The following is a 23,427-nucleotide window of genomic DNA, read 5'->3' as shown; positions in this document are numbered from 1 at the left end:
ATAAATCCGATATTCTTTTTTGTAATAAATTATTTTATGTAATGAAGTAGAGGTGAACTATAGGTGAAGCAAGTGTTGGTAATTAAAAATGAACAGTCTTTAGCAAAGAAAATCGGAAGCGGTTTAAAGCAAGAAGGCTATTTCATTTTAACACTTCACAATGAAAATAAAGGTTTAAACATAGTATATGAGCAAGATTGGGATCTTATCATATTAGATTGGGATTCGTTAAGTATATCTGGACCGGAAATTTGCAGACAAATACGGGCCGTTAAAACGACCCCAATAATCATTGTGACTGACAATGTGTCCAGCAAGGACTGTATAGCAGGATTACAAGCAGGAGCAGATGATTATATAAGAAAACCATTTGTGAAAGAAGAATTAGTAGCAAGGATAGAAGTTATATTAAGAAGAGGGGACTGTATTCAGCCAATCGAGACTGATTACTTTCGGTTTAAAGACCTCTTCGTGGATGCATCCAGCAATATTGTGACAAAAGGTGGCGAAAATCTCCCGCTTACTAAGCGCGAATATGATTTACTTGTATTTTTAATCAAGAATAAAAATACAATATTGAGCCGTGAAATGCTTTTAAATCAGGTTTGGGGATATGACGTAGCAGTCAATCCAAATGTAGTGGATTTGTATATTGGGTATTTAAGAAAAAAGCTAAAGTGCTCGAAGAAAGACAGATATATTCAAACAATCCATGGTAGGGGCTATTCAATGATTGAATAGTAAAAATAAGATAATAGGTAAAGTACAGTTTGTCACAGTAATCAACATTAAACATAATCGAAAAAAACGAGTAAAACAGTTTCAACTAGTTTTGCTCGTTTTTTTGTTCTATTAAATCTGATCTGGAAGCTATTGAAGAGACGGAAACTATAAGAATCTATGCTTGAAAGTAACTTTCTTTATAAATTTATATCTTTCACAAGATTTTCACAGAATTAAAAACTATACTAAGTCACAGAACAACCAAATGAAAATGATTATCAATAGCAATTGGGGTGGTTAGCAATTACTATCCAATTCAATCTATAGACTTCATCGTTTTCAAAATAAATTACATAAGGAGTATATGTATGAAGAAATCTATGTTTTTAAAGTTAGTTGGAATTTTGGCAGTTTTGACTTTGATGTTAGCAGCTTGCTCAAGTAATAAAACTAATGAAGAGTCAAAGTCTAATGAAGATAAAGGAAGCGAAGAGGTTGCTAAGCCTACGACAGTTGAAATCACTGATGCCCATGGAACTGTTACTGTTCCTGTAAACCCAAAGAATGTAGTTGCTTTGGATAATAGAACTTTTGAAACTTTAGCTGATTGGAAAATTGATTTAGTGGCTGTTCCAAAGGATGTAATGCCTGCGGATTCACCATATGTAAAGGACGATTCAGTTAAAAATATTGGAAATCACCGCGAACCAAATCTTGAAATTATTGCAGCTGCAAACCCTGAACTAGTAATCGTCGGTCAAAGATTTGCTGGCTATTACGAAGAGATCAAAAAATTAGTACCAAATGCAGTTGTTATTGATCTTAATGTAGATGTTTCTGAGGAAGCTGCTACGCCTGGGGAAAACTTAGTAAATGGACTTAAAAATTCTACAATTGCTTTAGGACAAATTTTCGATAAAAATGAAGAAGCTAAACAAGTGGTAGCTGATTTTGATAAAGTTATCGAAAATGCTAAATCTGCTTATAATGGAACAGATAAAGTGATGAGTGTTATCGTTGGTGGTGGGGATATTGGTTTTGCAGCTCCTCATTCTGGACGTGTTTGGGGACCAATGTATGAAATGTTTGGTTGGGCTCCAGCATTAGAAGTTGCCGATTCTACTTCAGATCATAAAGGTGATGAAGTTTCTGTTGAAGCTATTGCAGAAAGTAATCCTGACTGGCTTTTCGTATTAGATCGTGATGCTGCAATTTCTGGTGAAGAGAATTCAGTTCCTGCTCAGGATGTTATTGCTAACGCACCTGCTCTTCAAAAAACAACTGCAGTTTCTAAAAAACATATTGTTTATGCACCAGCAGATACTTACACAAATGAATCAATTCAGACTTATATAGAGTTGTTTGAAAACCTTGCAAATACTTTAGCTAAAGCTAAGTAGTGTAAAGGAGTATAAAATAGTGCTGAAAAATGTAACTTCTAGGGTTGAGATAAATTCTCAACCCCAGTTTTATAACTACAATAAGATATGGACAAAACCTTTTATATTAGCGATTATAGTTGTTATTATTTTAGGCATTATATCACTGTTTACTGGAGTGTATGATATACGAGGACATGAGGATGGAATGGAGATGTTTTTCATAACTCGTGTTCCGAGAACAGCTGCACTAATGCTTACTGGAGCTGCAATGTCAATGGCAGGACTCGTAATGCAACTGATCACACAGAATCGTTTTGTTGAACCTACTACAACAGGGACTATTGAATGGTCAGGTTTAGGGCTGCTTTTTGTTTATTTATTATTTCCTGCCCCGACTTTAGTTCTAAGAATGACTGGTGCAATCATTTTTTCTTTTATAGGAACTATGATTTTCTTTTTATTTTTAAGAAGAGTTAAACTTCGATCGTCTTTAATTGTCCCGATTATTGGATTGATGCTTGGAGCAGTCATTTCTGCAGTGTCCACTTTTATGGGACTCTTTTTCCAAATGACGCAAAGTATTGAAACTTGGTTTGTAGGTTCTTTTGCGGCTGTTCAAGTGGGAAGATATGAATATTTATGGCTAATTGTTATCGTTACTTTGCTTATTTTTATTTATGCTAATAGATTGACTTTAGCTGGACTAGGAGAAGATGTCGCAACGAGCCTTGGCGTTAATTACAATAGGATTGTTCTTTTTGGTACTGTTCTCATTTCTTTTGCAGTTGGAATTGTTGCAGCTGTTATTGGAAACTTACCTTTCTTAGGTTTAATTGTCCCAAACATTGTTTCAATGTTTAGAGGCGATGATCTTAGGAGTAATTTACCTTGGGTATGTGTGATAGGAATGGGGACTATAACTGCCTGTGACATAATTTCTCGAACAATTATAATGCCTTTTGAAGTACCTGTTTCATTAATACTTGGAACAGTGGGATCAGTCGTGTTTATTACTATTTTATTGAGACAAAGAAAACCAAGGAGGCGCCGATGAACACATTGGAATATAGAAATAAAGAAAATGTCGAAATCGATTCTAGCCTTCATAATGAAAATAGATCAGCTAGGGCTTTTCGTTCTAAGAAGGAAGAAAGACGTTATTGGATTTTGCTAATAACATTGATTGCTTTGGGCATCCTTTCTTCATATGGACTTTTAGTTTATAACAATCCAGTTCCAGTAGATTCACCTTCTTTTATCCCAGTTGTTATGAGAAGGATCGTAGCTCTTGTTGCAATGATTATTGCTGCAGTTTGTCAGAGCTTGTCGACGGTTGCTTTCCAAACGATTACCAATAATAGGATTATCACTCCTTCGCTTTTAGGTTTCGAAGCACTTTACTCAACAATTCATACTAGTACAATATTTTTCTTTGGTGCTAGTGCATTGATTAATTTTACTGGGATTGGATCATTTTTATTTCAAGTTGTTGTGATGGTCTTGATGAGTTTGATCCTTTATGGATGGCTACTTTCTGGTAAATACGGGAATTTACAACTTATGCTTTTAGTTGGAATTATTATGGGCACTGGGCTAAATTCTGTGTCAACTTTCATGAGAAGACTACTTGCGCCTTCTGAATTTGATATTTTACAGGCAAGATTGTTTGGTTCTGTGAACAATGCAGATTCTGCATATTTTCCTATTGTAATTCCTATGGTAATAATTGTAGCAATATTACTTCTTGCTCATTCTAAGAATCTAAATATATTGTCACTAGGAAAGGATGTTGCTACTTCTTTTGGAGTGAAATATCAATCTAGTGTAATTTATACGCTTGTCTTAGTTGCTATTTTGATGTCAATTTCAACAGCTTTGATTGGACCGCTTACTTTCTATGGCTTTTTAGTAGCGACTTTGAGCTATCAGGCGGCGAAAACTTATGATCATAGATATATTTTTCCAATGGCTCTTGCTATAGGATTTTTGATAATAACGAGTGCATACTTTTTGATGTATCATGTATTCCATGCTCAAGGTGTGGTTTCAGTTATTATCGAATTATTTGGTGGAATAATATTTTTAACTGTAGTTTTAAGGAAGAGGGCTTTATGATAAAAATTGATAATGTTAAAAAGTTCTATACTGATGAGGTAAAAATAGGACCTTTGAATATTGAAATACCAAAAGCGGGTTTTACTTCTTTAATTGGCCCAAATGGCGCTGGAAAGTCTACGACACTTTTGATGATTGGAAGACTTTTGGATATGGAGGAAGGTCAAATTCAGGTGGCAAATATGGATATTGCTGAATCCAAATCAAAAGACTTAGCAAAAATTTTGACTATATTGCGTCAAGAAAATCATTTTGTAACTAGGCTTACTATTAGACAACTAGTTGGATTTGGACGATTTCCTTATTCAAAGGGAAGATTAACGAAAGAAGATGAGAATATTATTTCCAAATATATCGATTTTTTAGACTTGACTGATTTAGAAGATCGATATTTAGATGAGCTTTCAGGTGGTCAAAGACAAAGGGCATATGTAGCAATGGTTTTATGCCAAGAGACTAAATATGTACTTTTGGACGAGCCTCTGAACAATCTTGATGTTGCTCGTTCTGTTCAAATGATGGAGCATTTGAGACTTGCGGCTAATGAATTTGGAAGAACAATTCTGACTGTTATGCATGATATAAATTTTGCAGCCAAATATTCTGATAGAATTTGTGCTATGAAAGATGGACAAATTGCCGCTTTTGGAACAGTAGAAGAGGTTATGGACTCGAAAATTTTGACAGATATTTTCGAAACAAAAATAGAAATTATCGAAGGTCCTTATGGGCCAATCGCTGTTTATTAGTTACGAAATTTTAAAAAAAGAAGCATCCTAAATAATGAGTATGCCAAAAAACTAATAGAAATTTAAATTATTTACTGTAGCTTGCATAGATCAAAACAGCTACTCTAGTTGAAGTTGCTGTCTGTATTTTACAGGCGGCAGCTTTTTCAAATGCCGTTGCCAACGATAATGGTTGAAGTATGTCATAACGAGAAATTTAGTGATCTTAATATACTCTGACGTTTTTCAAGGAGAAATTCAAAAAAAGGATTATAAAACCAAAATAACATAACATTGACAGTCACTCGGCCGTATAGTATCATTTTCATTCTTATTTGTTGCGAGAAAGGCGGATTGACTTTGTTAATTGAAAGTGTAATAGACCACATATCGAGCCTTAAAGGGTATTCATCTATAAAAAAGTCGAGAAAGGATACTCACCAGATGAAAAATACATAGTTACCGTCGGCCAAAATCAATACTGTATACGATTATCTGACATACAATATCACGAAAAACGAACCATCGAATTTTCATTGCTTCAAGCATTAGAAAAACAAGGTGTACATACACATAAAGCCATAGAATGTACTTTATTGATTGAGGCTAATCTTTCTGTCATGGTATTAAGCTATAACCAGATTTCTCCGGTTGACCTTATAATACGAACAGGGTGCTTTACTTCAATAAGGGGTAGAGTCTTTTTCTACTTAAACTAAAGACGCAGTTTAGTCGAATAAGAAGGATAAATATATGGTGATGAAAATACGGAGGGAATTATGAGTAATTCTATTAATTATAAAATATGGACTGTTTGTATGATTCAAAGTGAAGAGAAAGTTTTACTTCTGGATAGACAGCACGACAATTTCAAAGGATTTATTCCACCGGGTGGTAAAGTTGAGTTTCCTGAAAGTATTGTAGAGAGTGCTATCAGAGAAGTAAAAGAAGAAACTGGGTTAGAAGTTAGCAACCTTATTTATAAAGGGCTTTATGAATATGTTAATCCAGTCGCTAAAGATAGGTATATGATATTTAATTACATAACAAAGGATTTCGAGGGTGAACTCTTGGAAGATGCTCCAGAGGGGAAAGCTGTTTGGGTAGATATAGAGAACGCATATAAACTTCCTATGCAGACATCGATACGGAGAAGATTTCCTTTATTTTTTAAAGATGGAACATTTGAGATTCAAGTTGAATGGAACCACGAAGAAAATAAAGAAGGGAAAGTTACAATACGTAACACATAAAACTTCTTATTAGACTATTGGGGGCAATTGTTCAATAGTGCAGTCGCTTTTCAATAACGTCGAGGTCAGTTCAATACATATATAACTGAAAATTTATAAGATATTAGGGGGAAAAGACATGCAAATACTATTAATTCGACACGGAGAATCGGAAGCAGATATTTTAAACGTACATGAAGGAAGAGCTGATTTTGAATTAACGGAAAGAGGTAGAAAGCAAGTGGAAAGTTTATCACAAAAAGTAAAAAATGATTTTCCACCAGATTTTATATGGGCAAGTACGTTAAAAAGAGCACGTGAAACCGCTGAAACATTAGGAGAAACTATTGGGTGCCCAGTGCAATTGGAAGAAGAATTAATGGAGTTTAATAATGGTGTACAAGCTGGATTATCCTTTGAAGAGGCGAAAAAATATCCAGAGCCAAAATTTTCTCATGATCGTTTTGAAAATGGAGAATCATTCATAGAATTTCGTATGAGGATTGAAACGATATTTTCTAAGATTGTGACAGGAAATAAATATGAACGAATTGCGATTGTTGCTCATGGCGGGGTAATTAATAATATATTACGTGCTTTTTACCAAATGCCAATCAACATGGATTATTATTTTAAAATCGGAGATACAGGAATTAGTTTAATTGAATTTACTGATAAGGAAAAGGTAATTCACTTTATAAATGATACGAATCATTTAGAGAATATATAGGGTACCTTTTATAAAAATTTTGTCCAACCTTTAAAAAAACACGCTATTAAATCAATAATATCCCACCGTTTAGCTCAATCTTTTTTTCAAAACGGTGGGATTTTTATAACGCAAATCAACGTTTGCAGCATACTTTTAATCAAATTTTATTTCAAAGCTATGAGGAGGACATTTATATGAGGACAGATATAGATAATTGGGAATCAATCACCGTAACAGAGATTTATAAGCTCTTTTCTACTATTCCAATTAATTGGGGTATTGCAGGGGGATGGGCTTTAGATTTACATTTAGGCGAACAGTCAAGGGTACATGATGATATAGATGTAATAATACTTCGAGAGGAACAATTAACTACCTATAATCATTTGTCAGATGATTGTATGTTATACAAGGCAGAGAATGGGAAACTTGTTCTTTGGCAAGAAGGTGAATTTTTAAAAACTACAAAAGACATCTGGGTTAGCAAAAGCAGTAGTTCCCCATGGGCCTTTCAAATTATGATAGTAGAGACAGAGCAACAATCTTGGATATACAGGAGAGAAAAATCTATTCGAAGAAGATTAGAAGATATATTTTTAAGAACAAATGAGGGGGTACCTTATTTGAGACCCGAGATTCAACTCCTTTATAAGGGTGGTAGTTCAAACGTTAGAGAAAAAGATTTTAAAGATCTTCAAATTATGCTTCCATATTTATTGCCTGAACAAAGGGACTGGCTAAAAATGACTTTGAAAATACAATTTCCAACTGGTCATTCATGGTTTGACTTTATCTAAGAGGGAAAATTAAGATTCAATAGAGAAACTGTACAAAATGTTAATTGAGCTGGATATTAACAAACAACAAGATATAAAGATACGTTTAATGACCACTTTGAGAAATTTAATAGATAAGGAAATCCACTACTTAACTCTAAAGGGATGGGAAATAAAAAAGCACTTGAACCTTACTCATTAGGAAACGAATCATTAATCATTGAAAATGAGTTACACAAAGGCATTTGGAATAATGACCTACATTACAAAATAGTTGCTGATGGAACGGGGGCGTGGGACATTGATCCCGTCAACTAAACTGTTCACCCCCTACTTGTAGAAATATGTTTAGTTGAACAAGATTCCTTTAATTGATCAAAATTTTTAAAAAAATCTCAACATTAGTTAGAAAGATTAACTATATTTTGATCAATCTTTTTTCAAAATGGCATTTTATATTTGCAGATAAATAAAGGTTGAAGGGGATTTTGTATCAATCTTTATTCTAAAGCTACAATTTGGAAGAAGGCTTAAGAATTATTTCTAAGCCTTTTTGAGGTCTACTAAGGAAAGAAAAGTTATGAAAATAGCATTGATTTTTTTATGTATCTAAAAGAATGGATGCAGTTAAATCGCCTGTAGCAAAGATGCCTAGTACACAAATGAGGGTGGTATCGCGACGTTTAATCATAAAGCCAATGATAAGGGCAATAAAAACAACGTATTAGAGCTGTGAATTCAATCCCATGTTGTAAGCAAATCTTTCTGCTTCAATATTCTTTAGAAGTATGCCCATACATAAATCCGATTTATTTATTGAACTTCATTTAACGAAATTCTATAAAGTTTTTTTAAAAAAATGAACTATTTATAATGCTAAATTGTTACTTGTGTAGAAATCGGAAAAGGAGGTGGGATTGTGGAACAAATTAGCGATGAGAGAGTTTTGTTTCAAACATATTATAAAGACGTCTTCAGAGCTTGCTATTACATGCTTCAAAATAAATACGATGCAGAAGATCTTTGTCAGGATGTTTTTGCAAAAGCTTTGACTGAAGATTTTCATGCTATACAAAATCAAAAATCCTGGTTACTTAGTATTGCTATGAATATGTCTCGAAATTATTTAAAGAAAAAGAACAGACTGCTATTAAAAGAAAATTTTGATTTCCTATCATTTATACGAGTTGACAATACCCAAAATATTGAGCGAACAATACAGCTCAATGAAAATAAAAGTGAGTTAGTTGATTTAATGAACAAACTGCCTGTTCGTATACGGAAGGTAATGGTATTGAAATATGTGCATGATTGTAAAGATAGAGAAATTGCTCAAATTTTAAAAATCCCTGAGGGGACGGTTAAATCGAGACTTTTTAAAGGTAAAAAATTAACGAAAAAGTTTATCGAAGTGGATGACAATTTTTTATTTGAATGGAGGGATCATCATGAGTAATATGGACGATTTAATAAAAGAAAAAGTGAAGTACGATCAAGTAGATTATCCTAATGAGAATGAAATGTGGAGTAAAATCATCCGTAAACAACAAAATCATCATTATAAAACTAAAAAACATAGCTATAAACCCAAAATTATATTAACCGCCATTATGTTTACAATTGTTTTATCAGCCACACCTGTACTTGCTAAATATACAACAGAAATCTTGGACTGGATGCGAAATATGAATAGAACAGGCGTTATTACTTCTTTAGAAAATGGCTTTGGACAGGAAGTCAATAAAGCTGTAGAAAACGAAGCTGGTGTATTAAATATTCATAATGTAATTTCAGATCAGAATGGTACTACTATTAACTTTAGCTTAGATATTGATCACGATGATTCAATTTATGCAGCGGATTTCGAAAAAGCATTACTCAAAATAAGTGACGGCAAAGAAATAAAGATGGAGGCTAACGCAGTATATAATCAGGAAACAGATCAATTAGTAGGGATTCTAAAAACAGATGAGGAAATCCCACACAACAGCGATGTTACACTTCAACTAGGTGGTGTAAAGGAAATACAACTGAAAAGTATAGAGTTAAAAGATTTGGCTCAATCGAACACATATCCTGAAAAGATTAACATTCATCAAGATGGAATATCACAAATAGAGTTCATTTCAAATGATTATCTAAATGGGCAATATATATTGGATTATCTTATCGACCTGGAAGAGTCTAATAACATAGAAGACGCATATTTATCTTATAAAATTCAAGATGAAACCATTGCAAGTTTTGGCGTTACTCATAAACGTCCTCAAGCAAATGTTATTAAAAGAAGTGATTCACTAGAGATACAAAAAGAAGCGGTAGATAAATTAGGGGTATTTTTAAGTTATACGGATACAGTAAGTTATAAACCAGAAACGTGGAATCTAGATTTCCAATACAATCAAGACCTTGCTAAAAAGTCTACTTTTGTTATGGATATAGACGAAAAAATTGAGATAGGCTTTCAGCAACTTCAATTTAAAGAGCTTGTGATTACACCGAGCAGGGTCAAGCTTTATTTTAATAAAAAAAATATAGATGCCAATTCTAATCTAGTTTATATCAATTATCATCAAATTAAATTACGAATTGGTGACCAAGAATTATCAGGGTACTTTTATGAAGATTATCTTTCCTTTGAAACGCAGGAGCTGATAAAGGATATTACGAATAAAGAAATTGCTCTTACCCTAAATGATGCGAGCGTTGAATATAAAGCTGAAAAGCAAGACAAAGTAGAGCTAACAAATATTTCTGATGTACCACAAACTATAAAAACTGAATTAGATGGATATCCAATTGATATTACCTACTATGCTAATGGTAGTGATTTAATTGTTGAATCGGAAAGTAAGAACGAGCAATTTGGTGGTATTGTTCAAAATGTTATTTATCAGAATGGCAAAAAAATCTTTGCTGAAAGTCGTTCTAATGATGGCGTGTTAAGAACACATAAGCAAGTAGAAACATTTAAAAATATAAAGGAGAAAGATATTACATTAAACTTCTTCTTTTATACTGTCAATGAAGATCGAGCTAAAACTATTATTTTACAGTAAATCGTTTGCAGTGTAGATTTAACTTCTTTCAGTAGATGTTTTATGTAACGTAAGTGAAACGGCAGTTACAAGTGTTTTCGTAGCGAAAGCGTTACTATAAGGCAAATGATAATAAAAGGATGATTCAATTGAGTATAGAAAAAGCGTGTTTTGATTAATTCAAAATACGCTTTTCTTTTCCTTCCTATCAAGCTTAATTAAGTTCATCTCAGCGATGAACTCGAATGTATCATTTGGTAACATCTTGATCCTTCCTAGGGTTGCTGATTAAAAAATAATTCAAGTCCTATATTAGACGATGAAATTCGATAACGAGTGAATCTATCTGTCGTTGGAGAAACCTTTGTTATGTTTTGATACGGAATTTTACTTTTGAATGGTCCTCCTTTTAATAATAGATAATCTTCACAGAAAACCAAATGAAATAATAAAGAAAGTAGCTCAATTTCTCATAGCGGTTTCATTTTTAATCTTTAAATATTTTATTTTACAGAAAATTAACATTATATATATCAATGTTACCTAAAAATGAGATAAATGTATAATCACTTCTTTTTTTACCTTTTCTATGAATTTTCAGCAAAAATTTATTAATGGAAGAGGGATCCTAGTAAAAAACTTTTTATATAAATTTCACCAACATTTAGAGAACTAGTCAAATATTTTTCAAATAAAGAATAATTGTGATATTATTTTAAGAAACATGATTTTAATAGCGGAGGATAAATTTTTATGAAAGTACTTGTAGTAGATGATTCCGTGTTTTCTCAAAAAACAACAATACAAACATTAAAATCTATTTACCCTGATGCTGTTTATGAAACAGCAAATGATGGTGTTGAAGGTATTCAAGTATTTGCAACCTTTCTACCTGATCTTGTATTTATGGATTTATTAATGCCTAAGATGAGTGGACAAGAGGCAATTGGAAAATTACTAGAGAAATACCCAACGGCTAAAATTATCGTGCTTTCGGCTGATGTGCAATTGGCGGTTCGTGACGAGGTTTTATCTGCTGGAGCGTTAGCATTTATTAATAAACCGATAAATGTTGCGAAACTGAAGGAGATAGAATTATTGATAGAAGGGTGATTTAGTTGTTGACAACAACACAAGAGGATATATTGAAAGAGCTGTATAATGTATTTGTCGGCGAGGCAGCTAACTTATTATCAGAAATTCTTCAAAAACGAATTTTTTTGTCAGTACCAGAGATAACGTTACTAGGGTTACATGAATTAAAGTCTGGCAATCAAGAAGAGCTGAATCCTGTAATAAATGGTACAGTACTATCTACCTCTTTAAAGTTTGGTAATGTCTTTTCTGGTAGAGCAGATTTTATTTTTCCGGCAGAGCAAATTAAATATTTGACCGCGCTTTGCTTAGGGGAAGAATATACAGAAGAGGATGTAGAACTTTCATTTAATGATGAGGATTTTGATGTTGTAAAGGAAATAGGCAATATCATTCTAAATTCCATTATGGGCGGTATGGGAAGCCTGTTGGAGATGAAGCTAGAGTATGATGTGCCACAGGTAATTTTACATAATGAAGGAGAGTTTTATAAAACACTTACTAGCTCCGGGGATAGCAATGTATTATTACTTTATGTAAGTTTTGATGTGGATAATTCAAAGGTGCTTGGCATAATTTTAATTAAGTTTTCATTAGAATCAATCGAATTTTTAATTCAAAAAGTGGACGAGATTAGTAGGGATTTGGATGAATGATTTATATGTAGCGATCGTCAATCAGCTAGATAATGGCATTATTTTATTGGATGAGCAATTGAACATTCGATTATGGAATAAATGGTTAGTCAAGTACACAGGTAAAAGTGAAGAAGAAGTTAAAGGTTTACCGATAACAACAGTTGTTCCACGTTTTGATAAAAAGATTTATGCCTATATGTTTGAAAAGGCTTTATGGGATAAACAAAAAAGCTTTTGCTCAGCAGCGATGCATCAATATTTTGTGGAAAACAAGTGTGGAAAGATGAAGCCAACTCGTCAAAATATTTTAATTCAACATATACAAATAGAACATACATCGTATTTAATGATAGAACTTTATGATGTATCTAATCACTATAAGCGCATTCAAAACTTAAATAAGCATTTAAAAAGTTCGATTGATTTTTCCAAAAACCTGGAACACTTTGTTTATTATGATAGTTTAACGAATTTACCGAATCGTAAATTTGTGTTAGATCGTTTAGAGCGTTTAATCGAAGAAGAGGTTAAGGTATTTTCGCTATTTTTCATAGATTTGAATGGCTTTAAAGCTGTAAATGACCAGTATGGACATTTACAGGGAGATTTATTACTACAAATGTTTGCGGAACGGTGCAAGCAATTTACTCAAAAGCGGGAAGTCTTTGCACGACTTGGCGGAGATGAATTTGTGTTATTAGTTGAACATATGACCACGGCAAATGAAGTTGAACGGTATACAGCAAAAATACATGAGTTATTACAGGAGCCGTTTATCATTGAAGGACAGCAAATTGTGATTTCAGCAAGTATTGGCTGTGCGCGTTTTCCACAAGATGGGGCTACAGCGAAGCAATTATTGAATGTAGCAGACTATCAAATGTATCTTCAAAAAGCAAAGGAAAAGCATAAATAACGGAGATTGTCGAACTTCGTTTGAGTAAACAAATAAACGGCACTCTTGTTTTTGATACAATTATTGTATCAAAACAAGAGTGCTTTTTGTTTTGCTTGGAAACAGTGCAAAGTCTTTAGATGTTAGGGAGACGTATGGGATTACGTCATTTTCATATTTAAAGTTGTCTATAAATAATAACTAATGAATCCTTTTGGATGTTATGTCAATATAATAGACACAAGGAATAACATTTCTGTAAATTCGATAAAGCACATACATTCGCAGTTAACCGGTGATATTCTTTAATGGTTATTCAATTAATAAACGCAATAAAAATATCGGAAAAATACACAAGAATGTCACAAAAATAATAAAGATATAAGTACACTTAAAAGATAATATTCCGATATTTAATAATGTCCAATGTCTATATTCACGATACATCCATTTTTTGGAATAAAAAAGTAATTTCAAAGTCCAGAGTAACTTTATACAAAAATTTGAATAATAAATTAGTCCTCTTTCTTTAAAAAGTAAAAGCTCTATTAAACCGATGTTATTTGAATAGTAATACTAGAATACCTTTTGGAATTCTTGAAAAACAAAAAATATTATTGTAATAGAGCATTAAGAGATAGTAGCAGGAGGAATAAAATGAGAAATTTTTTCGAAGATCAGTACATAAATATTGATCAGCAACTAATAAACTTAGTCAGTGAAATAAGTGAATATAAAGGTATGTTGACTGCTTATAAAGAGCAAAGACCTGATATATTTACTAGCCTTGAAAAAGCTATACCCCTACAATACATAAAAAACTATATTTCAGTTTATGAGGACATAAAAGTTTCAAGTAAGCGATTAAAAGAACTTATTTTAGATGATATGATACCCCAATCAATTTCGGAAGATGCGATCTTTTGTTATTATAAAACGTTAACTCTTGTACATAAAAAATCGCATACTTTTTCTATAAGTCCAGATACTATACAAGAATTGCATTTTCAATTAATTCATTATAATACCTCTGACAGTGCAAAATGGCGCCAAAAGCCATTTTCTATTCCCGGAATTCCTGAAAAAGGGATGCACGCGATTTGTTATCGTCCTCTTCCACCTGAAAATATTCCACAGGCTGTAGAACAATTATGCAATCAGTACAATTTATTAAACCGCAAAAAAGAGTTACCTACACTTATACTAATCGCTCGTTTTATATTGAATCTTTATTGCATAATCCCTTTTAGTCAAGGTAACGGTAGATTAACAATTATGTTCATGCAATTACTATTAGTAAAAAGCGGACATACATTTGTAAAATATGTTTGTTTAGATGAATATATAAAGAAAAGAGAATCAGAATACTATGAAGCCATATTTAAATCTTCGGTTAATTGGTACTGTAATGGGCATAATATTAGCTTCTGGTTAAAAGAGTTCTTAATGATTATTTTAGAGGCTTATAAAGATCTACATAGCAGAGTACTGGATTCTATATGTAAACTTACTAAAGTAGAGCGAATTCAGAATTTCATTCATAATCAAAAACAACCTTTTACAAAAGAGTGCATTCGAAGCATATATCCAGATATAGCCGAAAGTACAATAAGTAAAGCTTTAACTGATTTGCAACTATTAGGTGAAGTTAAGCTTATTTCAAAAGGGAGAAATGCGCGTTGGATGAAAGTCCAATCTTAGTCAATACCTTTTCAGGTCGGGCTATAAGTTTCTATTAAACAAATCAACAATCTAATTTATGAACCAATTGCCAATCTTTAATAAGTAATTGGTTCTTATGTTTCAATCTTAGAGTCCGGGCATAATAGCGGTATATGTGCCCTCTATCCCTACATAGATTACTGATGGTATTATGCGTGGGTTGCAAAAGATCAATTTAAACCAGAAATCCAAGTGTGGAACAGGCTGAGTGGTTTATATTAGCAAATCTGATACGACCTGAATAATCAGCAAGAAAAAAACGATTGGTAATAAAATTTGAATCCACTTTATTTTGATATAAGGAATGATCTTTAAACCTAAGAACGAGCCAACAATAGAGCCAATTGAAACAGGAATGGCAATTCCCCAATTAACAATGCCAGTAAAATAATAAAAGAGAAAGGCACCTGTACAACTTGAAAACGTAATAATTCTTGTTAACTCAACTGCTTTTATATAGGTATATTGCTTTTTAAGATGATAGGTTACATTCATTAGAGCTGAGCCTGGTCCAAAACCACCGTCATATATTGAAATTGCAAACGGAATGAGTTTATTAATTGGTTGTTCCTCTGTTTCTTTTATATCCTTTACCATAAATTTATTACTGCAAAGTACAATGAAAAATGAGAAAATTAAGAATGCACAAGCTACAATATTCATGATTTGTTCCGATAATCGAGTGGCTAAAAATGCGCCAAATACACCTCCAAAACTAGCAATCATCATTAAAGATGTGAATTTTTTTAACGATAAATGTCCTTTAATGACAAACGATACGACATTCGATAGAGCTGAAATTCCTGTCGCAAATTTATTAACTGCTACGGTTGTATGAATCGGAATGCCGATAAGTAGCATTGTTGGTAACAAAATAAAGCCTGCAGCGCCGAAAAGAACACCAATGACTGCTGCGAGTAAGCCAATTGTAAATAAAATAAATCCATTTACTGATAACCATTCATGTAGTAAAATTTCCATCAAATCACCTCTACACCTAAATTACTGCTAAATAATACATAAAACAAATATATAATAATTGCTTATTCATAAAATAAATTTATGGATAGAAAGGAGTGAATGAAATGAATTTGCATGCATTAAGGATTTTTACGAATGTAGCAAAGCTTGGTGGAATTACCGCAGCGGCCAATAAAATGCTGCTTAGTCAACCAGCTGTCACCATTCAAATACGGAAATTAGAGAGCGAAATAGGGGCAAAATTGATTGAAGGGAAAGGACGTGGCATTCAATTAACGTCTGAGGGGAAGTTTTTGTATGAGCAGGGAATGCGTTTATTTTATTTAGAAGCACAGATTGATGAAAAGTTCGATAAATTTTTAACGAAAGAAGAAAAAATACATATTGCTTCTTCCTATATACCAATAAACTATATAGTCCCGCCTATTATAGCAGCGTATAAGCTTGCTAATCCTCACATTGAATTTTTTGTGTCGCTAGGTAATGTAAAATCTGTGGAAGAGCAAGTTCTTAATTATGAAGTAGATTTTGGTTTTGTCGTGCAAAATAAATTGGGTCACTCTGATTTACAGTTTGAAAAAATAGTAGATATCCCATTTTGGTTTGTTGTACACCCATCACATTCTTTGGCAAATCAAACTGTCTCCATTGATGAATTATCGAATGAGGACTTTATTTACCGGGAACGTGGTAGCTCGACACTTGATTTATTGGAGTCGGTTTTTTATACGTATAACTGTCCATTACCTAAACTAGGACTTCAAATGCAGGGTTTACATGAATCGGTTAAAGTAGTGGAAGCGGGGTACGGTATGACTTTAGCACCGTCCTATAGCGTAACGGAAAGTATAACAAATGGGAAAATAGCTCGGGTATATGTAGAACATGCAGATATTCAGCAAAGTTTATTTATATGTACTCGTAAATCAGATATAGAAAAGCATCCATTTATTCAGTATATAAAAGATTATTTACATGCTATAAATTAACTTTTAACTTTCTTCAGCAAAGTAATTGAACCAAAATCGAGAACAAGCATTAGGATGCTGATTCTCGATTTTTTCATATTATTTCTCTTGTTTTTTATTTCCATTCCTTGTCATAATAATATATAGTAATTGTACTCAAACATAGTGAGTAATTTAATTCTTTTATAATTGGGAGGATATTATGGGAAGATTAGTTCATTTCGAAATTCATGTAAGTGATATGGAACGAGCAAAGGAATTTTATGGAGAGGTATTCGGTTGGTCATTTCAAGATTGGAGTGATTATGCAGGTATGCCTTACTTTGGTGCGGTGACTGGCAAAGGGGACGAACCTGGAATCGATGGTGCTTTAATGCAACGTCAAGGTGCTTCTCCGGAACCAAATCAAGCATTAAATGGATTTGCTTGTACAATGGGCGTGGAAAATTACGATGTAACTGAAGCTAAAATTCTTGAGAATGGCGGCACGGTTGCAATGCCAAAATATGCGCTACCGGGAATGGCGTGGCAAGGCTACTATATTGATACAGAGGGCAATATATTCGGAATTCATCAACCCGACAAAAATGCAAAATAGAGTTCATGATAGGTAAAAATATGCAATCTTAAGACACGGCAATTTAAAAGGCCTGACTTAGATTGTGAGAAGCTGTTTAACTGAAAGTTAAACAGCTTTATTTATTGTTACTCCGAGTTGGCGCTGTCTAAGGGCTTAATAACCCTATATACGCTGATGCTCAACAATTGTTTTTAAAAAACATTCCATCGAATTTGTCATATATGCATCCTTTCGTCGTATAAAGACGGTTGAAATAGTACCGTATTTTTTAGGAATTGGATGACAATAAACCTTGCCTGTAGTAGATAGATGTTCAGCGGCCGATTGTGGTACAAGTGTAACGCCAAGACCGATGGCAACACTGTTTAAAATTGTCTCTAATATATTAAACTCCATGATTCTTTTTGGCAGTAAACCCTCATCTTTGAGCCAAAGTTCTAATTTAGAACGATATCCGCAACCTTGATTAGAAACAAGGATTGGTGTAGACATAAATTCCTCTAAACGAAAGGAATTGTTTTGTGATATGAGAACGAGGTTTTCGTTATATACATCATATTGTTCTAAAACGGGATGCTTAATTGGTCCAGTTATAAAAGCACCATCTAATTGGTGATCTGCTACTTCTTTAATGAGTTCCTCTGTTAAACCAGCTTTCAGAGTTAAATCGACATTTGGATACCCTTTATAGTAAGAAGCTAGAATGGTTGGCAATATACTTACTGTTTCTACTGTACCGATTTTTAATGTACCAGTTGGTGTATCACTATCTAAAAATACTTGTTTCATTTCTTCGACATCTTGCAAAATCTTATTAACGTATGTAAGCATTTTTCGCCCTTCTGGATTTAATGTCATGCCTTTTTTATGGCGATAAAAAAGTGGCGTTTTGAGCTCCTTTTCTATTAGCTTAATACGTGCAGTTACATTGGATTGTACATAATTTAATTCTTTTGCAGCATGGCTAACGCTCCCATAATTTGCGACACTTTTGAAAATCTGTAAATCTCGTAGTTCCATCGAGTATTCCCCCTTAAAAACTATCATTATAAATGATAGTTAATATCACTTTCAATCATTTTACGTGATGTATATTCTTTTTTATAATTCTCATTGTGCATTTCATAGTAGTTACATAGAAACGAGGAAAAATAGTGAGAAGAAATCAAATAATAGTAGGCGTGATCGCATGTTTAATTGCAAGTATGTCATGGGGAGCCATGTTTCCAGTAGCAGATCATGCACTTGAATATATAAATCCGTTATATTTTTCAACTATTCGATATGGAGCGGTATCGATTGTATTAGTCATTTTATTATGGATGAAAGAAGGGAAGAAAGCGTTTCGTTTAGAAGGGCAAGGTAAGCTGCTCGTCTTTTTTGGGACGATGGCGTTTACAGTTTACAACGTGCTTGTTTTCTTAGGTCAGATGTTAATGGGGAAATCCGGTGTTATGGTAGCGTCGATTATGGAAGCGCTCATGCCGATGATTTCGATTGCTATTCTATGGGGATATAAGCATGTGAAACCGAAGAAGTATATGATTAGTAGCATGATCATTGCTTTTGTTGGAGCTATTTTTGTTATTACAAAAGGCGATATGAGTTTCTTTCTTACACTGAAACAGAATCTAGTTTCACTCGCATTCATTTTCATTGGTGTTGTAGGATGGGTTATTTATACAATGGGTGGTCAAACATTTAATGATTGGTCTACTCTGCGCTATTCTACATTAACATGTGTATTTGGCACAGCTGTAACAGGTATCATCACAGTGATCATGACGATGCAAGGGGTTGTATCAATCCCAAGTACGGAAACCATTTTTGCTATTAAATATGATTTATTGTTTATGATGACATTGCCAGGTATTGTAGCATTGCTTAGTTGGAATTATGGTGTGAAAATCCTATCATCCATTAACGGAATTTTATTTATTAATTTCGTTCCTATTACTACATTGGTCATTATGATGGTACAAGGATATAACATAACAATCTTTGATATAGCAGGGACTCTACTAGTTATTTCAGCTCTTATTTGGAATAACATTTGTCAGCGTAGAGAAGAAAACGCGAATCCGCAGGTTGTGCATGAGGAAGAAGAATTGCGGCAGGCTGTTTAATAGTTGATTGTAGAGCGTGTTTTAATCCGTTTTCGGTTTAAAACACGCTCTTTAGATTATCGTGGTTTAATAGTTTTAATTGGATTGAATTACTATTTTTATATCATATTGAACACATTTTCTATTTTTGCTATAGTGTTTGGAAAACTAGAGGGAGGGGATCGGATATCATGATGGGAATTTTAGATGTAGAACGATTGACTAGTTTATCAAATGAACAGTGTGAAATTATTTTAGATGTAGCCAAAAACCTTCAAGTAATAGCTGACCTTTCTCAAGCAGATATTTTTATAGATTGTCTTTTAGAAGAAGATAACGCCTCGTTAATTGTAGCTGAGGCAAAGCCTACTACTATAGCATCTTTATATAAAAAAAGTATGTTAGGGCAGATAGCATTTGAAGAAATGGAGCCGGGTGTATTATTTAGTTTGAAAACCGGGAAACCAATTTTTGGATCAAGAGGCATTACGAAAGAACGTGGAATCATGCAACAAGATATTGTTCCTATAAAGGACCTGCATGGGGAGACCATTGCGGTATTAATAAAAGAAAGAGATATCTCACAGGTAGTGCAGAACGAAAGAAATATAGAGCAGCTTATGAAAGCGACTAATAGTGAAGACAAGCAACGTGTCTTTCAAGCCATAGTCGTTCAGGAAATTCATCATCGTGTTAAAAATAATTTACAAGTTATTTCTAGTTTATTGCGGTTACAAATGCAACGTACTCACTCGGAAGAAGTGGCTGAGGTATTTCATGACAGTATATCTCGTATATCTAGTATGGCTTTAGTGCATGATTATTTGGCCCAGCGTGGAATTGAGGAAGCAGATATTAAACTTTTAATACAACAAATTTCTACGTTGTTAGTTTCCTCGTCTATTATTCCAGATCAACATATTGCTGTGTCTGTTGAAGGGGAGTCGATATTCTGTCCTTCAGATAAAGCAACAGCCGTAGCACTGATTGTGAATGAGTTAGTTCAAAATAGCATTAAGCATGCTTTTCCTTCAAGAAATTACGGCGCAATTACTATAAATTTGAGGCGACGAAAGCAAATGGTTACGATTACAGTAACGGATGATGGATGTGGAATTGGTGAGCCTTTTTCGATAGGTGATCTGTCATCTTTAGGATTACAGCTTGTAGAAATGTTAGTTGAAGAGAAGCTACAAGGTGTTTTTTCATTCCCTATTTCTAAGAAAGGGACAAAAGTTTCAATAACTTTTCCGATAGTATCTACCGAAGTTCATTCATACTAAATGTCACTGAGTTCACCGATGCTGATATTGTTTTCGAACTATTTACAAAATATTTGCTAGTAGTGTAGAATGAATAAAAATAATAACTTAGGCAAAGGCGCCTTTCACGCCCGAAGAAAATTTTCTTCAGGGATAAGTGAAAGCGCTTTTTTTTCGTTTGATTGCAGTCTTTAGCATATAAAAAGGGGTGTTAAATGATGAAATTATCATGCGTGGTAAAAGGAACTCATTATACGTTTTCGTCAGTAAGGGAGGTACTTGCAAAAGCCAGTGAAGCGAAATCTGGAGATGTGATGGCGCGTGTAGCAGCAGAATCATCGCTTGAGCGTATGGCAGCAAAAGTAATACTTAGCGAGATGCAGCTGAAAGAAATTTATGAGAATCCGGTTATTCCTTATGAGATCGATGAAGTAACACGTTTAATTTATGATGATATTAGCGACACGATTTACAAAGATATTCAAAGTTGGACAGTCGGTGAATTAAGAAATTATATTCTGTCATCTGATACAGGTACAGATCAGTTATTAAAACTTTCAAGGGGACTAACGAGTGAAATGATTTCAGCAGTTGCGAAGCTAATGTCAAGCATCGATCTTGTGCTTGCTTCACAGAAAATGAAATATCAAGCACATTGCAATACGACAATTGGAGAGCCTGGTCGTTTAGCATTTCGTTGTCAGCCAAATCATCCGAATGATGTTCCAGAAGGCATTTTGTATTCGATAAAGGAAGGATTATCTTACGGAGCAGGTGATGCAGTTATTGGTATCAATCCGAATGTGGATACGATTGAATCCGTCAAAAAACTATTGACACTTTCACATGAATTTATCGAGAAATGGCAAATCCCAACACAAAATTGTGTTTTGGCCCATATAACAACACAAATGGAAGCTTTAAAGCAGGGGGCGCCTATCGCTCTTATGTTTCAAAGTTTAGCGGGTACACAAAAAGGGAATGAAGCATTCGGTATATCTAAAAAAATTCTTGATGAGGGCTATGAGATGATGGCTCGATATGGTACATCAGCTGGTCCAAACTTTATGTATTTTGAAACAGGACAAGGTTCTGAGGTATCTTTAAATGCTGATTTTGGGGTAGATATGCAAACTCTTGAATCAAGAAGCTACGGTTATGCACGTCACTGGAAGCCTTACATGGTAAATACCGTTTCTGGCTTTATTGGACCGGAAACACTTTATGATGGGCGCCAATTAATTAGAGCGGATCTTGAAGATGGATTTATGGGGAAGTTGCATGGCTTACCAATGGGTATTGCTCCAACTTACACAAATCATATGGATGCCGATCAAAATGATCAGGAAGTTGCCGGTATCATAACGGCAGTTGCAGGAGCGAATTTTTATATGGGGGTACCGGGTGGTGATGATGTCATGTTGAATTATCAGGATACAAGCTATCACGATGATGCTAGTTTGCGTGAGATTCTGGGCCTACGACCACTTCGAGAATTTGAAAAATGGATGGAGAATATGGGCCTAATGGAAAATGGGAAGCTGACAAAACGAGCAGGAGACCTGTCAATTTTTGATTGAGGAGGGGGGAGCAAAATGGATAATCAACAAATTCAAGATATTGTTCAACGAGTAGTAGAAGAAGTAAAGAAAAATATGAATTCGCCTAAAAGCGAAACCGCTCAAAATAAAGAAGAACCCATATATTTTCCTGAAGATCGTTTACAAGGGGTAGACAAGCCGCATAACGCCGCATCTATTGAGCGAGCACAAAGTATTACACCTGCTCGTATAGGTATTGGTCGAACTGGTACTCGTATGTTAACGACAAGCTATTTGCAATTTCTAATTGACCATGCAGCTGCACAGGATGCTGTATTAAGAGATGTCAGTGATGATTTTCTTCAGAATATGGGTTTGCATAAGCTTGAGACGAAAGCTAGTGATATGAAAACATACTTAATGGATTTAGATGCTGGTCGAAAGTTATCAGATGAATCTATGAAGTATCTTAAACAAAACGGGGATAAAGGAAAAAATGTTCAAATTATTGTTTGTGATGGATTGAGTTCCTCGGCGGTAGAAGCCAATGTAGCTGATTTATTACCTGCTTTAATACAAGGGCTAAAATTAAAAAATATTAGCGTCGCGAAACCATTTTTTATTAAGCGAGGGCGTGTATGGGTGCAAGACGAAGTGGCTGCTATTGTTAATTGTGACCTTGTTATTTCATTGATTGGTGAAAGGCCAGGTCTAAATACAGATGAAAGCTTGAGTGCATACATGATTTATAGGCCAACTGAAAAAACAGTTGAAGCCGATCGGACAGTCATTTCAAATATTCATAAAGAAGGACTGACTTCAGTTGAAGCGGGTGCCTATCTATCTGATTTAATCGAACAAATGCTTCTAGCTAAGTGTACAGGCGTTACTTTTGCTCAACAAAGGAATTTGAATAAGTAGTGTCTTTCCTATC

Annotated in this window: 23 protein-coding genes; 20 read left to right on the top strand and 3 right to left on the bottom strand. The window is 33.9% G+C overall.

Annotated features, from left to right (window positions below; genetic code table 11):
* The first annotated feature begins 63 nt into the window (after positions 1–63).
* The 10 genes from ACQKMI_RS07005 to ACQKMI_RS06960 all read left to right on the top strand — a co-directional run bounded on the left by ACQKMI_RS07005 (position 64) and on the right by ACQKMI_RS06960 (position 10,727).
* Complete coding sequence (locus ACQKMI_RS07005; protein ID WP_427487910.1) at positions 64–741, top strand: response regulator transcription factor; 678 nt, start codon at positions 64–66, stop codon at positions 739–741.
* Between the two features lie 350 nt (positions 742–1,091).
* Positions 1,092–2,123, top strand: coding sequence for a siderophore ABC transporter substrate-binding protein (locus ACQKMI_RS07000; RefSeq protein WP_427487909.1), 1,032 nt, complete (start codon positions 1,092–1,094; stop codon positions 2,121–2,123).
* A 19-nt stretch (positions 2,124–2,142) separates the two neighbouring features.
* Complete coding sequence (locus ACQKMI_RS06995) at positions 2,143–3,159, top strand: ABC transporter permease (protein ID WP_427487908.1); 1,017 nt, start codon at positions 2,143–2,145, stop codon at positions 3,157–3,159.
* A complete protein-coding gene (locus ACQKMI_RS06990) occupies positions 3,156–4,220 on the top strand; it encodes an iron chelate uptake ABC transporter family permease subunit (protein WP_427487907.1) in 1,065 nt (354 codons plus the stop codon). Before ACQKMI_RS06995 ends, ACQKMI_RS06990 begins: the two co-directional genes overlap by 4 nt.
* Positions 4,217–4,969: an ABC transporter ATP-binding protein gene (locus ACQKMI_RS06985; protein WP_427487906.1), complete on the top strand. Its 753-nt coding sequence runs from the start codon at positions 4,217–4,219 to the stop codon at positions 4,967–4,969. The genes ACQKMI_RS06990 and ACQKMI_RS06985 overlap by 4 nt, the downstream gene beginning before the upstream one ends.
* Positions 4,970–5,727: 758 nt before the next feature.
* Positions 5,728–6,201 (top strand): 8-oxo-dGTP diphosphatase, encoded by a 474-nt coding sequence (locus ACQKMI_RS06980; RefSeq protein WP_427487905.1) that lies wholly within the window; start codon positions 5,728–5,730, stop codon positions 6,199–6,201.
* A 118-nt stretch (positions 6,202–6,319) separates the two neighbouring features.
* The gene (locus ACQKMI_RS06975) at positions 6,320–6,910 is read left to right on the top strand and encodes a histidine phosphatase family protein (RefSeq protein WP_427487904.1); all 591 of its coding nucleotides are present in this window, start codon (positions 6,320–6,322) and stop codon (positions 6,908–6,910) included.
* A 176-nt stretch (positions 6,911–7,086) separates the two neighbouring features.
* The gene (locus ACQKMI_RS06970) at positions 7,087–7,689 is read left to right on the top strand and encodes a nucleotidyltransferase domain-containing protein (protein ID WP_427487903.1); all 603 of its coding nucleotides are present in this window, start codon (positions 7,087–7,089) and stop codon (positions 7,687–7,689) included.
* Positions 7,690–8,587: 898 nt separating this feature from the next.
* Positions 8,588–9,124: an RNA polymerase sigma factor gene (locus ACQKMI_RS06965; protein WP_427487902.1), complete on the top strand. Its 537-nt coding sequence runs from the start codon at positions 8,588–8,590 to the stop codon at positions 9,122–9,124.
* Positions 9,117–10,727 carry a DUF4179 domain-containing protein gene (locus ACQKMI_RS06960; protein WP_427487901.1) on the top strand — a complete coding sequence of 537 codons (1,611 nt, stop codon included), beginning with the start codon at positions 9,117–9,119 and terminating at the stop codon, positions 10,725–10,727. The genes ACQKMI_RS06965 and ACQKMI_RS06960 overlap by 8 nt, the downstream gene beginning before the upstream one ends.
* 254 nt (positions 10,728–10,981) lie before the next feature.
* Here ACQKMI_RS06960 and ACQKMI_RS06955 read toward each other — a convergent pair whose 3' ends face one another.
* A complete protein-coding gene (locus ACQKMI_RS06955) occupies positions 10,982–11,146 on the bottom strand; it encodes a PH domain-containing protein (protein ID WP_427487900.1) in 165 nt (54 codons plus the stop codon).
* 313 nt (positions 11,147–11,459) lie between these two features.
* Here ACQKMI_RS06955 and ACQKMI_RS06950 point away from each other — a divergent pair, with 313 nt between their 5' ends.
* The 4 genes from ACQKMI_RS06950 (at position 11,460) to ACQKMI_RS06935 (ending at position 15,035) form a co-directional block, all read left to right on the top strand.
* Positions 11,460–11,819: a response regulator gene (locus ACQKMI_RS06950; RefSeq protein ID WP_427487899.1), complete on the top strand. Its 360-nt coding sequence runs from the start codon at positions 11,460–11,462 to the stop codon at positions 11,817–11,819.
* Between the two features lie 8 nt (positions 11,820–11,827).
* Entirely contained in the window at positions 11,828–12,457 is a 630-nt protein-coding gene (locus ACQKMI_RS06945; protein WP_427416205.1) for a hypothetical protein, read from the top strand.
* Positions 12,450–13,355, top strand: a complete 906-nt coding sequence (locus ACQKMI_RS06940; protein ID WP_427487898.1) for a diguanylate cyclase domain-containing protein — start codon at positions 12,450–12,452, stop codon at positions 13,353–13,355. Before ACQKMI_RS06945 ends, ACQKMI_RS06940 begins: the two co-directional genes overlap by 8 nt.
* Before the next feature lie 636 nt (positions 13,356–13,991).
* On the top strand, positions 13,992–15,035 hold the full coding sequence (locus ACQKMI_RS06935; RefSeq protein ID WP_427487897.1) for a Fic family protein: 1,044 nt from the start codon (positions 13,992–13,994) through the stop codon (positions 15,033–15,035).
* Between the two features lie 234 nt (positions 15,036–15,269).
* Here ACQKMI_RS06935 and ACQKMI_RS06930 read toward each other — a convergent pair whose 3' ends face one another.
* The gene (locus ACQKMI_RS06930) at positions 15,270–16,037 is read right to left on the bottom strand and encodes a sulfite exporter TauE/SafE family protein (RefSeq protein ID WP_427487896.1); all 768 of its coding nucleotides are present in this window, start codon (positions 16,035–16,037) and stop codon (positions 15,270–15,272) included.
* A gap of 104 nt (positions 16,038–16,141) precedes the next feature.
* Between ACQKMI_RS06930 and ACQKMI_RS06925 the strand changes: the two genes are divergently transcribed.
* Together ACQKMI_RS06925 and ACQKMI_RS06920 are read left to right on the top strand one after the other, a co-directional pair.
* Positions 16,142–17,026, top strand: coding sequence for a LysR substrate-binding domain-containing protein (locus ACQKMI_RS06925; RefSeq protein ID WP_427487895.1), 885 nt, complete (start codon positions 16,142–16,144; stop codon positions 17,024–17,026).
* Between the two features lie 181 nt (positions 17,027–17,207).
* On the top strand, positions 17,208–17,603 hold the full coding sequence (locus ACQKMI_RS06920; protein WP_427416200.1) for a VOC family protein: 396 nt from the start codon (positions 17,208–17,210) through the stop codon (positions 17,601–17,603).
* A gap of 144 nt (positions 17,604–17,747) precedes the next feature.
* Here ACQKMI_RS06920 and ACQKMI_RS06915 read toward each other — a convergent pair whose 3' ends face one another.
* Positions 17,748–18,605 (bottom strand): LysR family transcriptional regulator, encoded by an 858-nt coding sequence (locus ACQKMI_RS06915; RefSeq protein WP_427487894.1) that lies wholly within the window; start codon positions 18,603–18,605, stop codon positions 17,748–17,750.
* Between the two features lie 134 nt (positions 18,606–18,739).
* Between ACQKMI_RS06915 and ACQKMI_RS06910 the strand changes: the two genes are divergently transcribed.
* The 4 genes from ACQKMI_RS06910 (at position 18,740) to eutC (ending at position 23,414) form a co-directional block, all read left to right on the top strand.
* Entirely contained in the window at positions 18,740–19,711 is a 972-nt protein-coding gene (locus tag ACQKMI_RS06910; RefSeq protein ID WP_427487893.1) for a DMT family transporter, read from the top strand.
* A 170-nt stretch (positions 19,712–19,881) separates the two neighbouring features.
* On the top strand, positions 19,882–20,973 hold the full coding sequence (locus ACQKMI_RS06905; protein WP_427487892.1) for a sensor histidine kinase: 1,092 nt from the start codon (positions 19,882–19,884) through the stop codon (positions 20,971–20,973).
* A 197-nt stretch (positions 20,974–21,170) separates the two neighbouring features.
* Positions 21,171–22,532, top strand: a complete 1,362-nt coding sequence (locus ACQKMI_RS06900) for an ethanolamine ammonia-lyase subunit EutB (protein ID WP_427487891.1) — start codon at positions 21,171–21,173, stop codon at positions 22,530–22,532.
* Positions 22,533–22,547: 15 nt separating this feature from the next.
* Positions 22,548–23,414 carry an ethanolamine ammonia-lyase subunit EutC gene (gene eutC, locus ACQKMI_RS06895; RefSeq protein WP_427487890.1) on the top strand — a complete coding sequence of 289 codons (867 nt, stop codon included), beginning with the start codon at positions 22,548–22,550 and terminating at the stop codon, positions 23,412–23,414.
* Positions 23,415–23,427: the final 13 nt, after the last annotated feature.

The organism is Lysinibacillus sp. NPDC097214, assembly GCF_050277945.1.
Taxonomy (GTDB): Bacteria; Bacillota; Bacilli; order Bacillales_A; family Planococcaceae; genus Lysinibacillus; species Lysinibacillus xylanilyticus_B.
Note: the sequence above shows the minus strand (reverse complement) of the source record. Positions and strands in the feature narration are given on the sequence as shown.